Origin of the sequence: Sphingomonas sp. Ant20, from assembly GCF_000783375.1 — a bacterium.
Lineage (GTDB): Bacteria > Pseudomonadota > Alphaproteobacteria > Sphingomonadales > Sphingomonadaceae > Sphingomonas > Sphingomonas aerolata.
Map to the genome: position 1 here is coordinate 1 of NZ_JRVI01000052.1, position 14,821 is coordinate 14,821.

Here is a 14,821-nt window from a genome sequence, read left to right on the forward strand (position 1 = left end):
ACGGCGGCCGCCGTGACCGGCCGCTGGCGTGCGCCGCGGATACGATCGCGTTCGTCAACGCGGCGCAGCGCTGGGCGACGACCCGCACGCGGCTGGGCATTCCGATCCTGTTCCACGAGGAGGCGCTGCACGGTTTCATGGCGCCGGAGGCGACCAGCTTCCCCGCAGGCGATCGCGCTGGCGGGATCGTTCGATCGCGACCTCGTCCGCCGGGTCAACGCGGTGATCGCGCGCGAGGTGCGGGCGCACGGCACGGTGCTGGCGCTGTCGCCGGTCGTCGACATCGCCCGCGACCCGCGCTGGGGCCGGATCGAGGAGACGTTCGGCGAGGACCCCTATCTGTGCGGGGAAATGGGCGTCGCGGCGGTGATCGGTCTGCAGGGCGAGGGCAAGACGCTGGCACCCAGCAAGGTGTTCGCGACGCTCAAGCACATGACCGGGCACGGCCAGCCCGAAAGCGGCGAGAATGTCGCCCCCGCACCGATCGCCGAACGCGAACTGCGCGAGAATTTCTTCCCGCCGTTTCGCGCGGTCGTCGCGCGGACCGGGATCGGCGCGGTGATGCCGTCGTATAACGAGATCGACGGTGTCCCGAGCCATGCCAATCGCTGGCTGCTGAACGACGTGCTGCGCGGCGAATGGGGCTTCGACGGCGCGATCGTCAGCGATTATGCGGCGATCGGCGAACTCGCATCGCTCCACCACATCGCCGCGGACAAGGCTGAAGCGGCGCGCCTCGCACTGGCGGCAGGCGTCGATTCGGACCTGCCGGACGGCGAGGCCTATCGCTCGCTCGCCGATCAGGTCCGCGCCGGCCGAGTGGCGATCGAGGCGGTCGATGCCGCGTGCCGGCGGATGCTGACGCTGAAGATGCGGTCGGGGATGTTCGAACAGGCGATCGTCGATCCGCAGGCGGCGGCGCGGATGACCGGCAATGGGGAGGCGCGCGCGCTGGCGCTCGAGGCGGCGCGGCGATCGATCGCGCTGCTCGTGAACGACGGCGTCCTGCCGCTCAGCCCGGGGGCGCACAAGCGCGTCGCGGTCATCGGTCCGAACGCAGCGGTCGCGCGGCTCGGTGGCTATTCGTCGATCCCCAAGGCGACGGTGTCGCTGCTCGAGGGGGTTCGCGCGCGCTTGAAGGGCAAGGCCGAAGTCGTGCACGCGCAGGGCGTCTTCATCACGCAGAGCGAGGACCGCTCCGCCAACGAAGTGCTGCTGGCCGATCCTGCGCGCAACCGAGACCTGATCGCCGAGGCGGTAACCGTCGCCAACACCGCGGACGTCATCCTGCTCGCGGTCGGCGACACCGAGCAGACGAGCCGGGAGGCTATGCCAAGACGCATCTCGGCGATCGCACCAGTCTCGACCTGCTCGGCGAGCAGAATGCGCTGTTCGCCGCGATGAAGGCGACGGGGAAGCCTGTGATCGTGGTCGCGATCAACGGCCGCCCGCCATCCTGGCCGAGCGTGACGGCGCAGGCCAACGCGGTGCTCGAATGCTGGTATGTCGGGCAGGAGGGGGGCACCGCGATCGCGGAGGCGCTGTTCGGGGACATCAATCCGGGTGCGAAGCTTCCGGTGACGGTCGCGCGGTCGACGGGGCAGCTGCCGGTCTTCTACGACGCCAAGCCCTCGGCGCGCCGCGGCTATCTGTTCGACACGACCGCGCCGCTGTTCCCGTTCGGCTTCGGGCTCAGCTACACCAAGTTCGAGATCGGTGCGCCGCGCCTGTCGTCCGCGAAGATCGGGATCGCCGGTAGTGTCACGGTCTCGGTCGACGTCGCCAATGTCGGTGCGCGCGCGGGCGACGAGGTGGTCCAGCTCTATGTGCGCGATCAGGTGTCGTCCGTCGCGCGGCCGATCCTCGAGCTCAAGGGCTTCGAACGCGTGACGCTGGCCCCCGGCGAGCGCCGGACGGTCCAGTTCACGCTCGGCCCGGACGCGTTCCGGTTCTTCGACATCGCGATGCGCGAGGTGGTCGAGCCGGGTCTGTTCGACATTTCCGTTGGTGCCGACTCGACGCGCCTCAAGACCGTTATTCTCGAAATCGCCTGAAGGATCGTCATGCCCAGGATCGTCAATGCCCGCGTCATCGTGACATGCCCCGGGCGCAACTTCGTGACCCTCAAGATCGAGTGCGACGACGGCACCACCGGGCTCGGCGACGCGACGCTCAACGGTCGCGAACTCAGCGTCGCGAGCTATCTGACCGATCATGTCGTGCCATGCCTGATCGGTCGCGACGCGCACCGGATCGAGGACGTTTGGCAATTTCTCTACAAGGGTGCCTATTGGCGGCGTGGCCCGGTGACGATGGCGGCGATCGCCGCGGTCGACACGGCCCTGTGGGACATCAAGGGCAAGCTGGCGGGGATGCCCGTCTATCAGCTGCTCGGCGGCGCCGCGCGCGACGCGTGCATGGTCTATGCCCACGCCAATGGCACGACGATCGACGACACGATCGCGGTCGCGAAAGCCGAGCAGGCCAAGGGCTATAAGGCGATCCGGCTGCAATGCGGCGTGCCCGGGCTCGCCTCGACCTATGGCGTCGCGAAGCACGGCGCACGCTACGAACCCGCCGATGCGGATCTGCCAAGCGAGAGCGTGTGGTCGACCGAGAAATACCTCCGCGTCGTCCCCGAGCTGTTCAAGGCGGCGCGCGAGGCGATGGGCTGGGACGTCCATCTGCTCCACGATATCCATCACCGGCTCACCCCGATCGAGGCGGCGCGTCTCGGCAAGGCACTTGAACCCTATAACCTGTTCTGGATGGAGGACCCGACGCCTGCCGAGAACCAGGAGGCGTTCAAGTTGATCCGTCACCACACGACGACGCCGATCGCGGTGGGGGAGGTGTTCAATTCGATCTGGGATGCCAAGGACCTGATCGAGCACCAGCTGATCGACTATATCCGCGCCACCGTCGTGCATGCGGGCGGTATCACGCATCTGCGCCGGATCGCCGCGCTCGCCGACCTCTATCATATCCGGACCGGGTGCCACGGCGCGACCGACCTTTCTCCCGTGGCGATGGCCGCCGCGCTGCACTTCGGGCTCTCCGTCCCCAATTTCGGGATCCAGGAGCATATGCCGCACACGGACGAGACCGACGCGGTCTTTCCCCCATGCCTATCGCTTCGATGCGGGCATGATGCATCCGGGGGGAGGCGCCGGGCCTCGGCGTCGATATCGACGAGGCGCTGGCCAAAACCCATGAGTATCGGCGCGCCTATCTTCCGGTCGCGCGGCTGGAAGACGGCACGCTGTGCAACTGGTGAGCGCCGACGGAACGAGCCCCGCCGAGGTCGAGAAACCGCGGGGCCGGGTCCGGTGGATCGTCTGCGCGCTGCTGTTCGCGGCGGTGGTGCTGAGCTATGTCGACCGGCTCGTCTTGCCGACGCTGAAGCCCGATCTGCAGCAACGCTATGGCTGGAGCGAGACGGGCTATGCTGACCTCGCCATCTGGTTTCAGGCGGCCTACGGGCTGAGCTATCTCGTCTTCGGCCGGCTCATCGACCGGCTCGGCGCGCGGATCGGGTACGCGCTCGCTGTGGCGCTGTGGACGCTCGGCCATGTCGGCCATGTCTTCTTCACCTCGACCAGCGGGATGATCCTTGCGCGGATTCCGCTCGCGCTCGGCGAGGCCGGGACCTTCCCCGCCGCGATCGCCGCGACCAACGAATGGTTTCCGCGGCGCGAGCGGGCGCTCGCGATCGGCATCTTCAACGCAGGGTCGAATGTCGGCGCGATCCTCACGCCGTTGCTGGTCCCGATCATCGCGGTGACGATGGGCTGGCGCTGGGCATTCATCCTGACCGGGCTGCTCACGATCGTCTGGCTGATCGTCTGGCTCGGCTTCTACCGCCGCCCCCGCGAGCATCCCCGGGTCACGGCCGAGGAGCTCGCCTATATCGAGAGCGAGCCGGTCGAACCCGGTCGGCCCGTCGCGTGGCGGACGCTGCTGCGGCAACGCCAGACCTGGGCCTATATCCTCGGGCGGTTCCTCATCGACCCGGTGTGGTGGACGTTCCTGTTCTGGCTGCCGGACTTCTTCAACCGGCAATATGGCGTGACGATGCTCGCCTTCGGCCCGCCGCTGATCGCGGTCTATCTGCTCGCCGATGTCGGGTCGGTCGCGAGCGGCTGGTTCTCGTCGCGGCTGATCGGACGCGGCTACAGCGTCAATCGCGCACGCAAGACCGCGATGTTCGCCTGCGCCTTGTGTGCGGTGCCGATCGCGTTCGCGACCCAGGTGCCGAGCATGTGGTGGGCGGTGCTGATGATCGGCGTGGCCTGTGCCGGGCATCAGGGGTTCTCGGCCAATCTCTATGCGCTGCCGGGCGACCTGCTGCCGCGCTGGGCGACGGGGTCGGTGGTGGGGCTGGGGGGCCTTTCGGGCGCGATCGGAGGCATGCTGATGGCGAAGTTCGCGGGTCGCATCCTCGAGACTGTCGGCAGCTATCAACTGATCTTCATCGTTGCGGCGTGTGCCTATCTCGTCGCGCTCGCCGTCATCCATCTCGTCGTGCCGCACTATGCGCCGGTGGCCCCGGACCGCTTGGGGTGATGCCGGCGGCGCGTGCTTCGCGGCACGTCCCGGCCGGCTATTCGTGCGGCTCGTGGCTAGCCTCGATCATCACCTGCGCGACCAGACCATAGGCGTCTTGCCAGGCTCGGTCGGTATCAGGATCGAAGTCCGCACCGGCGAACTGCGCGACGACATGGCGCAACGCGTCGCCGATAATGGCGTAGTGATGATCCTTGGCGCCATACGCGACATGGCGTCGGCCCAGCGCCCTCAGTTCAGGACGCATCGCCTCGAACGCGGTCAGCCCGGTGACGATCTTGGCGAGCGTCTGCATGAAGAGCCGGCCCTGGACTGTGCGGTCGTTCGTGAACAGCGCGCGCGATTCCGGGGCGAGCGCGAAGAGTCGGTCGTAGAAGATCGTCGAGGCTTCGTCCGCCGCGAACAGGATATGGACGAAGCTGTCGCGGACGAGATCGATCTGCCGCGGTGTCACCGGACGAGGTTCACCAGGAGGCCGGTCGACCGGGGTGACCCGGAGATGGAGCGTCCGGTACACGGCTCGCCCGACGGCAATCGTGGCGATATGGCATACATGCCTGTGACCTGTCGCATTCCGGCTCTCCCGACCCGCACGATTATGTACCGGTTTCAACAGCTTCACGATCGAGCGTCAATCCGCCATGTTGCATGTGTGTTACAATCGGCACGAACCTCAAATCGTCGTACGGCGATCCCGTTGCGGCGGGAGTTTCGCCACAAGGGGGCGCGCCGAGCTTGACTGTTCGGCAGGTAAAGGTAGCGCTATCGGATTGACTTGGAGGAGAGAAGCTTTGGATCGCGTACCGGCACGGCCGTTTCGTTCGCGCGACTGGTTCGCCGACCCCGCCCGCTCGGACATGACGGCGCTCTATCTCGAACGCTTCATGAACTACGGGCTCACCCCCGCCGAGCTGCGCTGCGGCAAGCCGATCATCGGGATCGCGCAGACCGGCAGCGACCTGTCGCCCTGCAACCGCATCCATGTCGAGCTCGCCAAGCGGACGCGCGACGGGATCATCGCCGCGGGCGGGATCCCGATGGAATTCCCAACGATCCCGATCTTCGAGAATTGCCGTCGCCCGACCGCGGCGCTCGACCGCAACCTCGCCTATATGACGCTGGTCGAGACGCTGTACGGCTATCCGATCGATGCGGTCGTGCTGACCACGGGATGCGACAAGACGACCCCCGCGGGGATCATGGCGGTGTCGACCGTCGACATTCCCGCGATCGTCCTGTCGGGCGGGCCGATGCTCGACGGATGGCATGATGGCGAACTCGTCGGCTCGGGCACCGTGATCTGGCGCAGCCGGCGCAAGCTGGCCGCGGGCGAGATCGACGAGGAGGAGTTCCTGGCCCGCGCCACCGACAGCGCGCCATCGGCCGGACATTGCAACACGATGGGGACGGCCTCGACGATGAACGCCGTCGCCGAGGCGCTCGGCATGTCGCTGACCGGGTGCGCCGCGATCCCCGCGCCGTACCGCGAACGCGGCCAGATGGCGTTCGAGACCGGACGCCGGATCGTCGACATGGCCTATGAGGATCTTCGCCCGTCGAAGATCCTGACGCGCGAAGCCTTTCTGAACGCGATCCGCGTCGTCAGCGCGATCGGTGGGTCGAGCAACGCGCAGCCGCACATCATGGCGATGGCGCAGCATGCCGGGGTCGCGCTCGACATGAGTGACTGGTCGACGCACGGCTATGACGTGCCGCTGATCGTCAACATGCAGCCGGCGGGCAAGTATCTCGGCGAGCGCTTCCACCGCGCGGGCGGGGTGCCTGCGGTGATGCACGAGCTGGCCGAGTCGGGGCTGCTCGACACGAGCTGCCTGACGATCACCGGGCAGAGCCTGGGCGACAATCTGACGGGTCGGGTGACGCGGGACCGCGAGATGATCCGCACGCTCGACGCGCCGCTGATGGAGCATGCCGGGTTCCTGGTGCTCAAGGGCAATCTGTTCGATCATGCGATCATGAAGACGTCGGTGATCTCCGACTCCTTCCGCGCGCGCTATCTCTCGACGCCGGGGGCGGAGAACCGGTTCGAGGCCCGCGCGGTCGTGTTCGACGGGTCGGACGATTATCACCACCGCATCAACGACCCCGCGCTGGGGATCGACGAGCGGTGCATCCTGGTGATCCGCGGATCCGGTCCGATCGGCTGGCCCGGATCGGCCGAGGTGGTCAACATGCAGCCGCCAGACGCCTGATCCAGCAGGGGATCCTGACGTTGCCGACGCTGGGCGACGGACGCCAGTCGGGCACGTCGGACAGCCCGTCGATCCTTAACGTGTCGCCCGAAAGCGCGGTCGGTGGCGGACTCGCTTGGCTGCGTGACGGGGATATGATCCGGATCGATCTGGTCGCGGGGACCTGCGACGCGCTGGTCGATGCAGACGAGATCGCCCGTCGCAAGACCGAGCCTGCGCCGCCGATCCCGCCGAGCAACTCGCCCTGGGAGGAACTGTACCGTGAAAAGACGGGGCAGCTGGCGCAGGGCGGGGTGCTGGACTTTGCGGTGAAGTATCGCGGGATTGCCGCGAAGACGCCGCGGCACAATCACTAGGCGCCGAGCGCGCCACCGATAGGCCGAAATGGGGCGGGCGGGAGGAACACCTCCCGCCCGCCCTTTTTCATGGTCCGGCTCAGCCGGTCATGTCTTCGAGTTCGCGACCCCGGGTCTCGGTGACCGCGGCGCGGACGAAGAAGAACGAGACGAGCGCGGCGATCGCATAGCCGAGATAGGTGAAGGCCAGCCCCGGCGAGAGGACGAGCGACGGGAAGCTGACCGAGATCAGCGCGTTTGCGATCCACTGCGCGAACCCCGCGACGGCGAGGGCCGAGCCGCGGATCTGCGTCGGGAACATCTCGCCCAGCATCACCCACATCACCGGCCCCCAACTGACGTTGAAGAAGATCACGTAGAGATTGGCGGCGACGAGGGCGATCAGCCCCGTATTGCCGGGCAGCGTGACGCCGACGCCCGAGGCGGCGGGCACGGCGTTCGAGAAGGCCCAGGCAACGATACCGAGCGTGACCGTCATGCCGGCCGACCCGACCAGCAGCAGCGGCTTGCGCCCGATCCGGTCGATCAACGCGATCGTCAGGAGGCAGGCACCGATCGACAGGACGCCCGACAGGATGTTGATCTGGAGCGCATTGTCCTCGGTGAAGCCGACCGCTTCCCAAAGCGTCGCGCCGTAATAGAACACGACATTGATGCCGACGAGTTGCTGGAACACCGCGAGGCCGATACCCGCCCAGAGGATCGGACGGATCTTGCCGGTGGTCTTGTCGACCAGATCGGACAGCCGCGGCTTGTGGTGATCGACCGCGAGCGAAGAGCGGATCTCGGCCACCTTGCGGCGGGCCTCGGCCGCGCCGAACAGACGGGTCAGCACCACTTCGGCGCGGGCGTCATGGCCCTTCACGACGAGGTAGCGCGGGCTTTCCGGGATGAAGAACAGCGCGACGAAATAGATCGTGGCGGGGATCACCTGAAGCCAGAACATCCAGCGCCAGGCCTGATACCCAAGCCAGAACTCGGCGGTCGAGCCGCCGGCGAACCGGGCGAGCGCGAAATTCGCGACGAACGCGCCGGTCAGGCCCGAGATGATCATCACCTGCTGGATGCTGGTCAGTCGTCCGCGGATATTGGCCGGTGCGACTTCCGAGATATAGACCGGCGAGGTCACGCTGGCGGCGCCGACGCCGAACCCGCCGATGATCCGCGCGATGATGAACAGCAACGACGAGTTCGCCGCCCCCGCTGCGAGCGCACTGACGATGAACAGGATTGCGGCCAGCATCATCGTGTTGCGACGGCCGATCACGTCGGATAGGCGGCCCGCCGCGAATGCGCCGACTGACGATCCGACCAGGATCGCGCCGACATTGATGCCGATGCCCAGTCTGCCGAGGTCGAACGCCGCCTCGATCCCCTTTTGCGTGCCGTTGATCACGCCCGAATCATATCCGAACATGAAGCCCCCGATCGTCGCCACCGCGACGATGAGGGCGATCAGCGCGCTGTTGACGCCCCCCGTATCGGTGGGTGAGCCCGTGGCCCTGGCTGTAGCCGTGCCGTTCATTAGTGACGTCCTTCCTGATGATGCACGCTCTGTTGGCGTGTTCAAGGTCTAGAGATTAAAGGTCCAAGCTGACCGGCATGACGGGAATGCCGCCAATGTCGGTCCGGAACGTGAAGATGTCGCCCGCGAGCGGTTGCGAGGCGAGGCGCTCGGCTGACAGTCCCTGTCGCGCGGTCGTCGCAAAGGCGGTGCGACCATCGTCCCCGCCCAGCGCGATCTTGGTGACGTTCGAGACGGGAAAGCGCACTTCGTCGGTCATCGTGCCATCGGGGGCGAACCGTCGTGCCGCCCAGCCGCCGTAGAATCCGACCCAAACGCCACCGCCGGCGTCGCATATCGCGCCGTCGGGATAACCCTTGCTCGCGTCGAACTTGAGGAACGGGCGACCCTCGCCGATCGTGCCGTCGAGACCGATCGGATGCGCGGCGATCGACAGGCCCAGCGTATCGACCAGATAGGCGGTGCGCCCGTCGGGCGAGATGGCAGGGCCGTTGGTGATGACGACGGGCGGCACGGCGGTCCTGCTGACGGCGCCGCGGTGCCACTGATAGATATGGCCGGTCGGGTGGACTTCCCTGTTGTCCATCGACCCGAACCAGATCCTGCCGGCGGGATCGACCGCGGCGTCGTTGAGGCGGTTGTCGGGCAGCTCCGCCTCGATGCCGTTCATCAGCGTGAAACTGCCGTCGCGCGGATCGAAGCGGTGAAGGCCCTTGGCGAGCCCGGCGACCCACAGGCCGTCCTGTGCGGGCAGGATCCAGCCGACATGCGATGGCGCGTCGAAACGATCCAGCGCATGCGACGCGGGATCATATCGATAGACGCAGGGCGCCTTGATATCGACGAACCACAGCGCCTTGTCGCGCGCCGACCAGACCGGTCCTTCACCGAGCTCGGCGCCGACCGAGTGGAGCAGGCGAGCTTCGCTATCCATGGCTCAGCGCCAGCCCGCGTCGATGAAATAATCGTGCCCGGTGCACATCCGCGCATCGTCCGATGCGAGGAACAGCACGAGTGCTGCGACGTCGATCGGCTGGATCCGGCCGTCGAGGCACTGGGCGGCGACGATCTCCGCCTCCCCTTCGGGCGTGTACCATTTCTCCTGGCGCGGCGTCTGGACATTGCCCGGGACGATCGTGTTGACGCGGATGCCGTCGCGGCCGAGGTCGCGCGCGAGGCCGCGCGTCAGACCCTCGATCGCTGCCTTGCACGTCTGGTACAGGACCAGATCGGGCAGCGCGAGATGCCAGCTGATCGACCCGAAGTTGAGGATCGTGCCGCCGCCGGCGCGCTTCATCGCAGGGACGACGGCCTGGGCTGCAAAGAACTGGTGTCGCAGATTGACGTTCAGCCGCTCGTCCCAATAAGCGGGCGTGACCTCGTCGACGCCGTGCCGGTCGTCATTGCCCGCATTGTTGATCAGGATGTCGATCCCGCCGAGCGCCTGCTCGAGCGCGCCGAACACCGTCTTCAGCTGATCGATGTCGGTCAGGTCGCAGCGATGATAGATCGGCGCATGGGCCGCATCGACCGCGAGGCGCTCGAGCAGTGCCTGGCTGGGTTCGTCGGCGACGTCGACGAACGCGACGCGCGCACCCTGGGCGACGAACGCCTCGACCAGACCTGCGCCGATGCCCGATCCTCCACCGGTCACGAGGACCCGCTTGCCGGCGAGACTGGGATAGATGGCGCGGCCTTCACCGGCGCTGGTCTGCTGCAACACGGGAGTCTCCGTCTGATCGTAGGTCATGCGTCGAGAAGTTTGCGACGCGCGAGATTGGCCATCAGTCCGCCGATGCCCAGCGTCCATGCGGGCGCATCGCGCGAGGTCGTGACACGGTTGACGAGCGCGCCAAGCTTCGGGTTCGAGATGGTGACGACGTCGCCCATCTTGTGCGTGAAGCCGCGGCCGGGTTCGTCGCGGTCCTTGGTCGGGGCGAACAGCGTGCCGAGGAACAGGACGAAGCCGTCCGGGTAATGATGCTCGCTCATCGCCTGCGTGACGAGATCGGTCGGGTCGCGGCTGATCTCGCGCATCGAGCTATGCCCGTCGAGCACATAGCCGTCCTCGCCCTCGATCTTGAGCGTCACGTCGCTCGCGCGGACGTCGTCGAGCGAGAAGCCGTCGTCGAACAGGCGGATGAACGGCCCGATCGAGCAGGACGCGTTATTGTCCTTGGCCTTGCTCAGCAGCAGCGCGGAACGGCCCTCGAAATCGCGCAGGTTGACGTCGTTGCCGAGCGTCGCGCCGACGATCGCGCCGTCTGCATCGACCAGCAGCACGACTTCTGGTTCGGGGTTGTTCCATGTCGAATCGGACCGGATCCCGATCGGGCCACCCCAGCCGACGGTCGAGAGCGTCGGGCTCTTGGTGAAGATCTCCGCATCGGGGCCGATCGCGACCTCGAGATACTGCGACCACATCCCGTCCTCGATCAGCGCCGCCTTGAGCGCCGCCGCCTCGGCGGAGCCCGGCACGACCGAACGGACGCTGCCGCCGATCCGGGCCTCGAGCCGGCCACGCACTTCGACCGCCTTGGAGGCATCGCCCCGCGCACGCTCCTCGATGACGCGCTCGATCGCGGACACCGCGAACGTCACGCCGGCGGCTTTGACGCATTGCAGGTCGATCGGGCTCAGCAGGCGCGCAGGCGCATCGACCGCCGCGGACAGGTCGAGCGATTCGAGGGTGCCGAGCGACTGCCCGGCTGCCGTGTCGAACGTGCCGCCCGCGACGAGCGCGGACACGGTCGGTGCGACACGGGACATGTCGAAGACTTCACCGCGGCTTACCAATATCGGCGTGGGGCCGTCGCCGAGATCAACCCGGCCAAGCAGCAGCGCGTTGCGCCAGTCCGCAGGCAACGCCGACAGGACCGGCGCGGCGATATGCGACATCAATTTCCCTCTCCACTCATGTTACCGCTATCGTATAGGCCATTGCCCGGTCGTCAAGAGACGCGGACGAGATTGATCGTACAATAGGCTGCCCCGCTTCGGGACGCGCGTCGCGCCGTGGCCAGCGAGCGACGGACTTGTCCCGTTGAGACGCGATCGCGCTTGCCATTCGCGGGCCCGTGCCTACCGTGAGCATATGGAAAATATCGCATCGCCGCTCGATCTGCTCACCTCGCTCAAGATCGCCTTTGTCGAGCGTGACGAGGCCGCAGACGCCTTTGACGTGTTCAAGCAGGACGCGATCATGGCGCATGAACCGTCGCCCGCCGACGCACCGGCGATCAGCAGCGACGACGCCGCCGATGCTGCGGCGGGTGAGGTCGATGCGTTCGACGCGGAGGTCCGGGGCCTGCTGGCCGCGGCGTCGGATGCCGATGTAATTGCCGCCTATCGCGCGACGGAAGGCGAGGTCGGCGACCCCGCCGCCGAAGCGCTGCTCGGCGACGTCCGGCGGCGTCAACTGACCGCCTGAGCCGCTACGGCGGCGGCGCGCTCGATGCGCAGGGGCCGCCGCCGCATGACGATCACTTCGCCGCGATCGCCTTCGCCACGACTCCGCGGTGCATGACGAAATCGACCTGCGTTAGCCGGTTGACGTCGTCGAGTGGGGACCCCCGCACCGCGATGATGTCCGCGGTCTTGCCGGGCGCGAGCGTGCCGATATCGTCCCGCCCCAGCAGATCCGCCGCGCCGCTCGTCGCCGCGGCGATGGCTTGTGCGGGGGTAAGACCGTTCTGCACGAGCAGCGCGAATTCGGTCGCATTGTCGCCGTGCTTCGACACGCCGGTATCCGTACCGAAGGCGACCTTGACGCCGGCCGCATAGGCACGGCGATGGCTGGCGGCCATCGCCGCGGCGGCGGACTCGGCCTTGACGATGGTGGCCGCGGGCAGGGCGCCGCCGCGTGCCTGCGCCAGTGCCGCGACCGGTGCGATCTCGGTCGGCACCAGATAGGCGCCCCTGGTCTTGAAGAGGCGGATCGTCTCGTCGTCGAGAAACGTGCCGTGTTCGATCGAATCGACCCCCGCCTCGAGCGCGGCGCGGGTTCCCTCGGTCGCGTGGCTGTGCGCCGCGACCTTGCGGCCGAGCATGTGCGCGGTGTCGATGATCGCGCGCATCTCGTCCGGGGTCATCGCGCGGCCTAGGCCGCCGCTGCGTTCGACAGCACGCCGCCGGTCGCCGCGAACTTGATGACGCGGGCACCGAGCGCGACCTGTGCCCGGACCGCGCGGCGGCAGTCATCGGGCCCGTTGCAGACATTGACCTCGCGACCATGGACCATATTGGCGAATTCCTCGGCGAGGCCGTTGCCGCCATCGCCATGACCGCCGGTGACCGAGATCATCTCGCCGGCATTGGTGATGCTCGGACCTTCGATCGCGCCTGCATCGATCGCGTCACGCAAAGCTCGGATACCGCGCGGATCGCCGCCAAGATCGCGGACCGAGGTGAACCCTGCGGCGAGCGTCTGCCGTGCATTGGCGACCGCGGTCATCTCGTCATCGAACCGGTCGCGGGTCATCGCCTCGAGCCGCGCGCGCATCGGGTCGCCGCCGATGCCCCAGAGATGGACGTGCATGTCGACCATGCCCGGCATCACGAACGCGGTGCGCAGGTCGACGAGCGTCGCGCCCGCCTCCGGCGGCACGAACCCGTCACGCAGCGCGACGATCTTGCCGTCGCGGACGATGATCGTGGTCGCGCCGCGCGGCGCCTGGCCCGGCCGATCGAGCAGCGTGCCGGCCTGGATATAGGTCACAGCTGGTGGCGCCGTTTGCGCGTCGGCCGGAATTGCGGTCGCCGCAGCCAGCGCGACCAGTATCGCGGTCTTCATGTACCTCTCCCCTTTAGTCCATGCTTGCCGATCCGCGACGTCCGGGCAAGCGTCGATGCGTGAGGACGACCGTCCGCCAACACCCGCTCAAAGCTGCACTTGAGAACCAATAGCAATACGTGATAGTGCGGCATCCGTGATCTGGGGGGCTGAAGGCAGATGATGATCGTTCGAGACTGCGCGCAATGACGCTGCGCCGCGTGCTGTTCCAGATGCACTGGTTTCTGGGGATTACCGCGGGTTTCGTGCTCGCACTGATGGGCGTGACCGGCGCCGCGATGGCGTTCGAGGACGAGATCATGGCGGCGCTCAGCCCGGGGGTGGTGACCCTCGCACCGCTGCCAAGTGGGGCGGGCGATGCGGCAAGGCTGTCGCCCGATGCTCTGGTCCGGGCCGCATCCGCGCAGCGCGACGGCAAGCGGGTGCAGGACCTGACGATCGCGCGCGATCCCACGCTCGCAGCGCAGGTTCGCTTCGCCGCGAAGAAGGGCCAGCGCGGTGGCGAGCGCAGCTATATCGATCCGCGGACCGGCCGGTTGCTCGGCACCGCCACCGGCGCGGGGGTGTTTCGCACGATCGAGAACCTCCACCGCTGGCTCGCGCTGCCGGGCGGACGAAACGGCATCGGCAGCCAGCTGACCGGCCTGTCCGCGCTGGCGCTCGTCTTCTTCGCACTGTCGGGGCTGTATCTGCGCTGGCCGCGCCACCCGCTCGACTGGCGGGCGTGGTTCGTGCTCGATCTGCGCAAGACCGGGCGCAACCTGTACCGTGCGCTTCATGCGGTGATCGGCGGCTGGGTGCTCGTCTTCTACCTGCTGAGTGCGGCGACCGGCCTCTGGTGGTCTTATGACTGGTATCAGCGGGGTGCGCGGTACATGCTGACCGGTACGACCGAGCGGCCGGAACGTGGCGGGCGCGAGGGGCGCGCGCCGGGTGGCCGTCGCGGCGACCGGGGTGAGGTGGCGGAAGAGTCGCGACCGATCGCCCCGGCCTGGGCGGGGTTCCGGCGTAGCGAGGGTTCGCGTTTCGACCGGGTGACGATCACGGTCCCGCAGGGCGCGGCACCGGTGACGATGCGAATGGTGCCGTTGGGCGCGCGGTCCGACCGGATGACCGACGAACTTCGCTTCGACGCGCGGAGCGGCGCGCTGACCAAGGCGGAGCGCTATGCCGAGCGCGGCGTTGGCGAGACGATCGCGACCAGCATCTACCCGCTCCACACGGGGGCATTCTTCGGTCTGCCCGGACGGATCGCGCTGTTCCTGACGAGCCTGACGATGCCGCTGTTCACGGTCACCGGCCTGCTGCTGTATCTCAGCCGCCGGCGGACCAAGCGGGCGCTGGCGGCGGTCGTGGTACCGCGCCCGCG

The 14,821-nt window shown here is 67.6% G+C and carries 10 protein-coding genes and 3 pseudogenes; 6 read left to right on the forward strand and 7 right to left on the reverse strand.

The window, feature by feature from the left end:
• The 3 genes and pseudogenes from NI18_RS09015 to NI18_RS09025 all read left to right on the forward strand — a co-directional run.
• Positions 1-2,054: pseudogene (locus NI18_RS09015) on the forward strand (glycoside hydrolase family 3 N-terminal domain-containing protein); the annotation flags it as partial.
• Between the two features lie 9 nt (positions 2,055-2,063).
• Positions 2,064-3,277 (forward strand): annotated as a pseudogene (manD, locus tag NI18_RS09020) (D-mannonate dehydratase ManD).
• Positions 3,274-4,566 (forward strand): MFS transporter, encoded by a 1,293-nt coding sequence (locus NI18_RS09025; protein ID WP_037529597.1) that lies wholly within the window; start codon positions 3,274-3,276, stop codon positions 4,564-4,566. Before manD ends, NI18_RS09025 begins: the two are co-directional and overlap by 4 nt.
• A gap of 37 nt (positions 4,567-4,603) precedes the next feature.
• Here NI18_RS09025 and NI18_RS09030 read toward each other — a convergent pair whose 3' ends face one another.
• Entirely contained in the window at positions 4,604-5,083 is a 480-nt protein-coding gene (locus NI18_RS09030; RefSeq protein ID WP_157840508.1) for a globin domain-containing protein, read from the reverse strand.
• A 340-nt stretch (positions 5,084-5,423) separates the two neighbouring features.
• Between NI18_RS09030 and NI18_RS09035 the strand changes: the two are divergent.
• A pseudogene (locus tag NI18_RS09035) lies at positions 5,424-7,135 on the forward strand (IlvD/Edd family dehydratase).
• Positions 7,136-7,214: 79 nt separating this feature from the next.
• On the opposite strand, the gene NI18_RS09040 reads toward NI18_RS09035, so the two are convergent.
• From NI18_RS09040 to NI18_RS09055, 4 genes are read right to left on the reverse strand one after another with little or no spacing between them, the layout of a single operon-like run.
• Positions 7,215-8,660 (reverse strand): sugar porter family MFS transporter, encoded by a 1,446-nt coding sequence (locus NI18_RS09040; RefSeq protein WP_042467329.1) that lies wholly within the window; start codon positions 8,658-8,660, stop codon positions 7,215-7,217.
• Between the two features lie 55 nt (positions 8,661-8,715).
• Positions 8,716-9,594, reverse strand: a complete 879-nt coding sequence (locus tag NI18_RS09045) for an SMP-30/gluconolactonase/LRE family protein (protein WP_037529585.1) — start codon at positions 9,592-9,594, stop codon at positions 8,716-8,718.
• A gap of 3 nt (positions 9,595-9,597) precedes the next feature.
• Entirely contained in the window at positions 9,598-10,410 is an 813-nt protein-coding gene (locus tag NI18_RS09050; RefSeq protein WP_052149092.1) for an SDR family oxidoreductase, read from the reverse strand.
• Positions 10,407-11,558 carry a fumarylacetoacetate hydrolase family protein gene (locus NI18_RS09055; RefSeq protein WP_037529588.1) on the reverse strand — a complete coding sequence of 384 codons (1,152 nt, stop codon included), beginning with the start codon at positions 11,556-11,558 and terminating at the stop codon, positions 10,407-10,409. The genes NI18_RS09050 and NI18_RS09055 overlap by 4 nt, the downstream gene beginning before the upstream one ends.
• A gap of 196 nt (positions 11,559-11,754) precedes the next feature.
• Between NI18_RS09055 and NI18_RS09060 the strand changes: the two genes are divergently transcribed.
• The gene (locus tag NI18_RS09060) at positions 11,755-12,090 is read left to right on the forward strand and encodes a hypothetical protein (protein ID WP_037529591.1); all 336 of its coding nucleotides are present in this window, start codon (positions 11,755-11,757) and stop codon (positions 12,088-12,090) included.
• A 52-nt stretch (positions 12,091-12,142) separates the two neighbouring features.
• Here NI18_RS09060 and NI18_RS26775 read toward each other — a convergent pair whose 3' ends face one another.
• Positions 12,143-12,751 carry an amidohydrolase family protein gene (locus tag NI18_RS26775; protein ID WP_306286320.1) on the reverse strand — a complete coding sequence of 203 codons (609 nt, stop codon included), beginning with the start codon at positions 12,749-12,751 and terminating at the stop codon, positions 12,143-12,145.
• Between the two features lie 8 nt (positions 12,752-12,759).
• The gene (locus NI18_RS26780) at positions 12,760-13,452 is read right to left on the reverse strand and encodes an amidohydrolase family protein (protein WP_306286321.1); all 693 of its coding nucleotides are present in this window, start codon (positions 13,450-13,452) and stop codon (positions 12,760-12,762) included.
• Between the two features lie 185 nt (positions 13,453-13,637).
• On the opposite strand from NI18_RS26780, the gene NI18_RS09070 reads away from it, so the two are divergent.
• Positions 13,638-14,821, forward strand: a 1,184-nt coding sequence (locus tag NI18_RS09070) for a PepSY-associated TM helix domain-containing protein (protein ID WP_037529594.1), incomplete at its 3' end; no start/stop codon positions are given.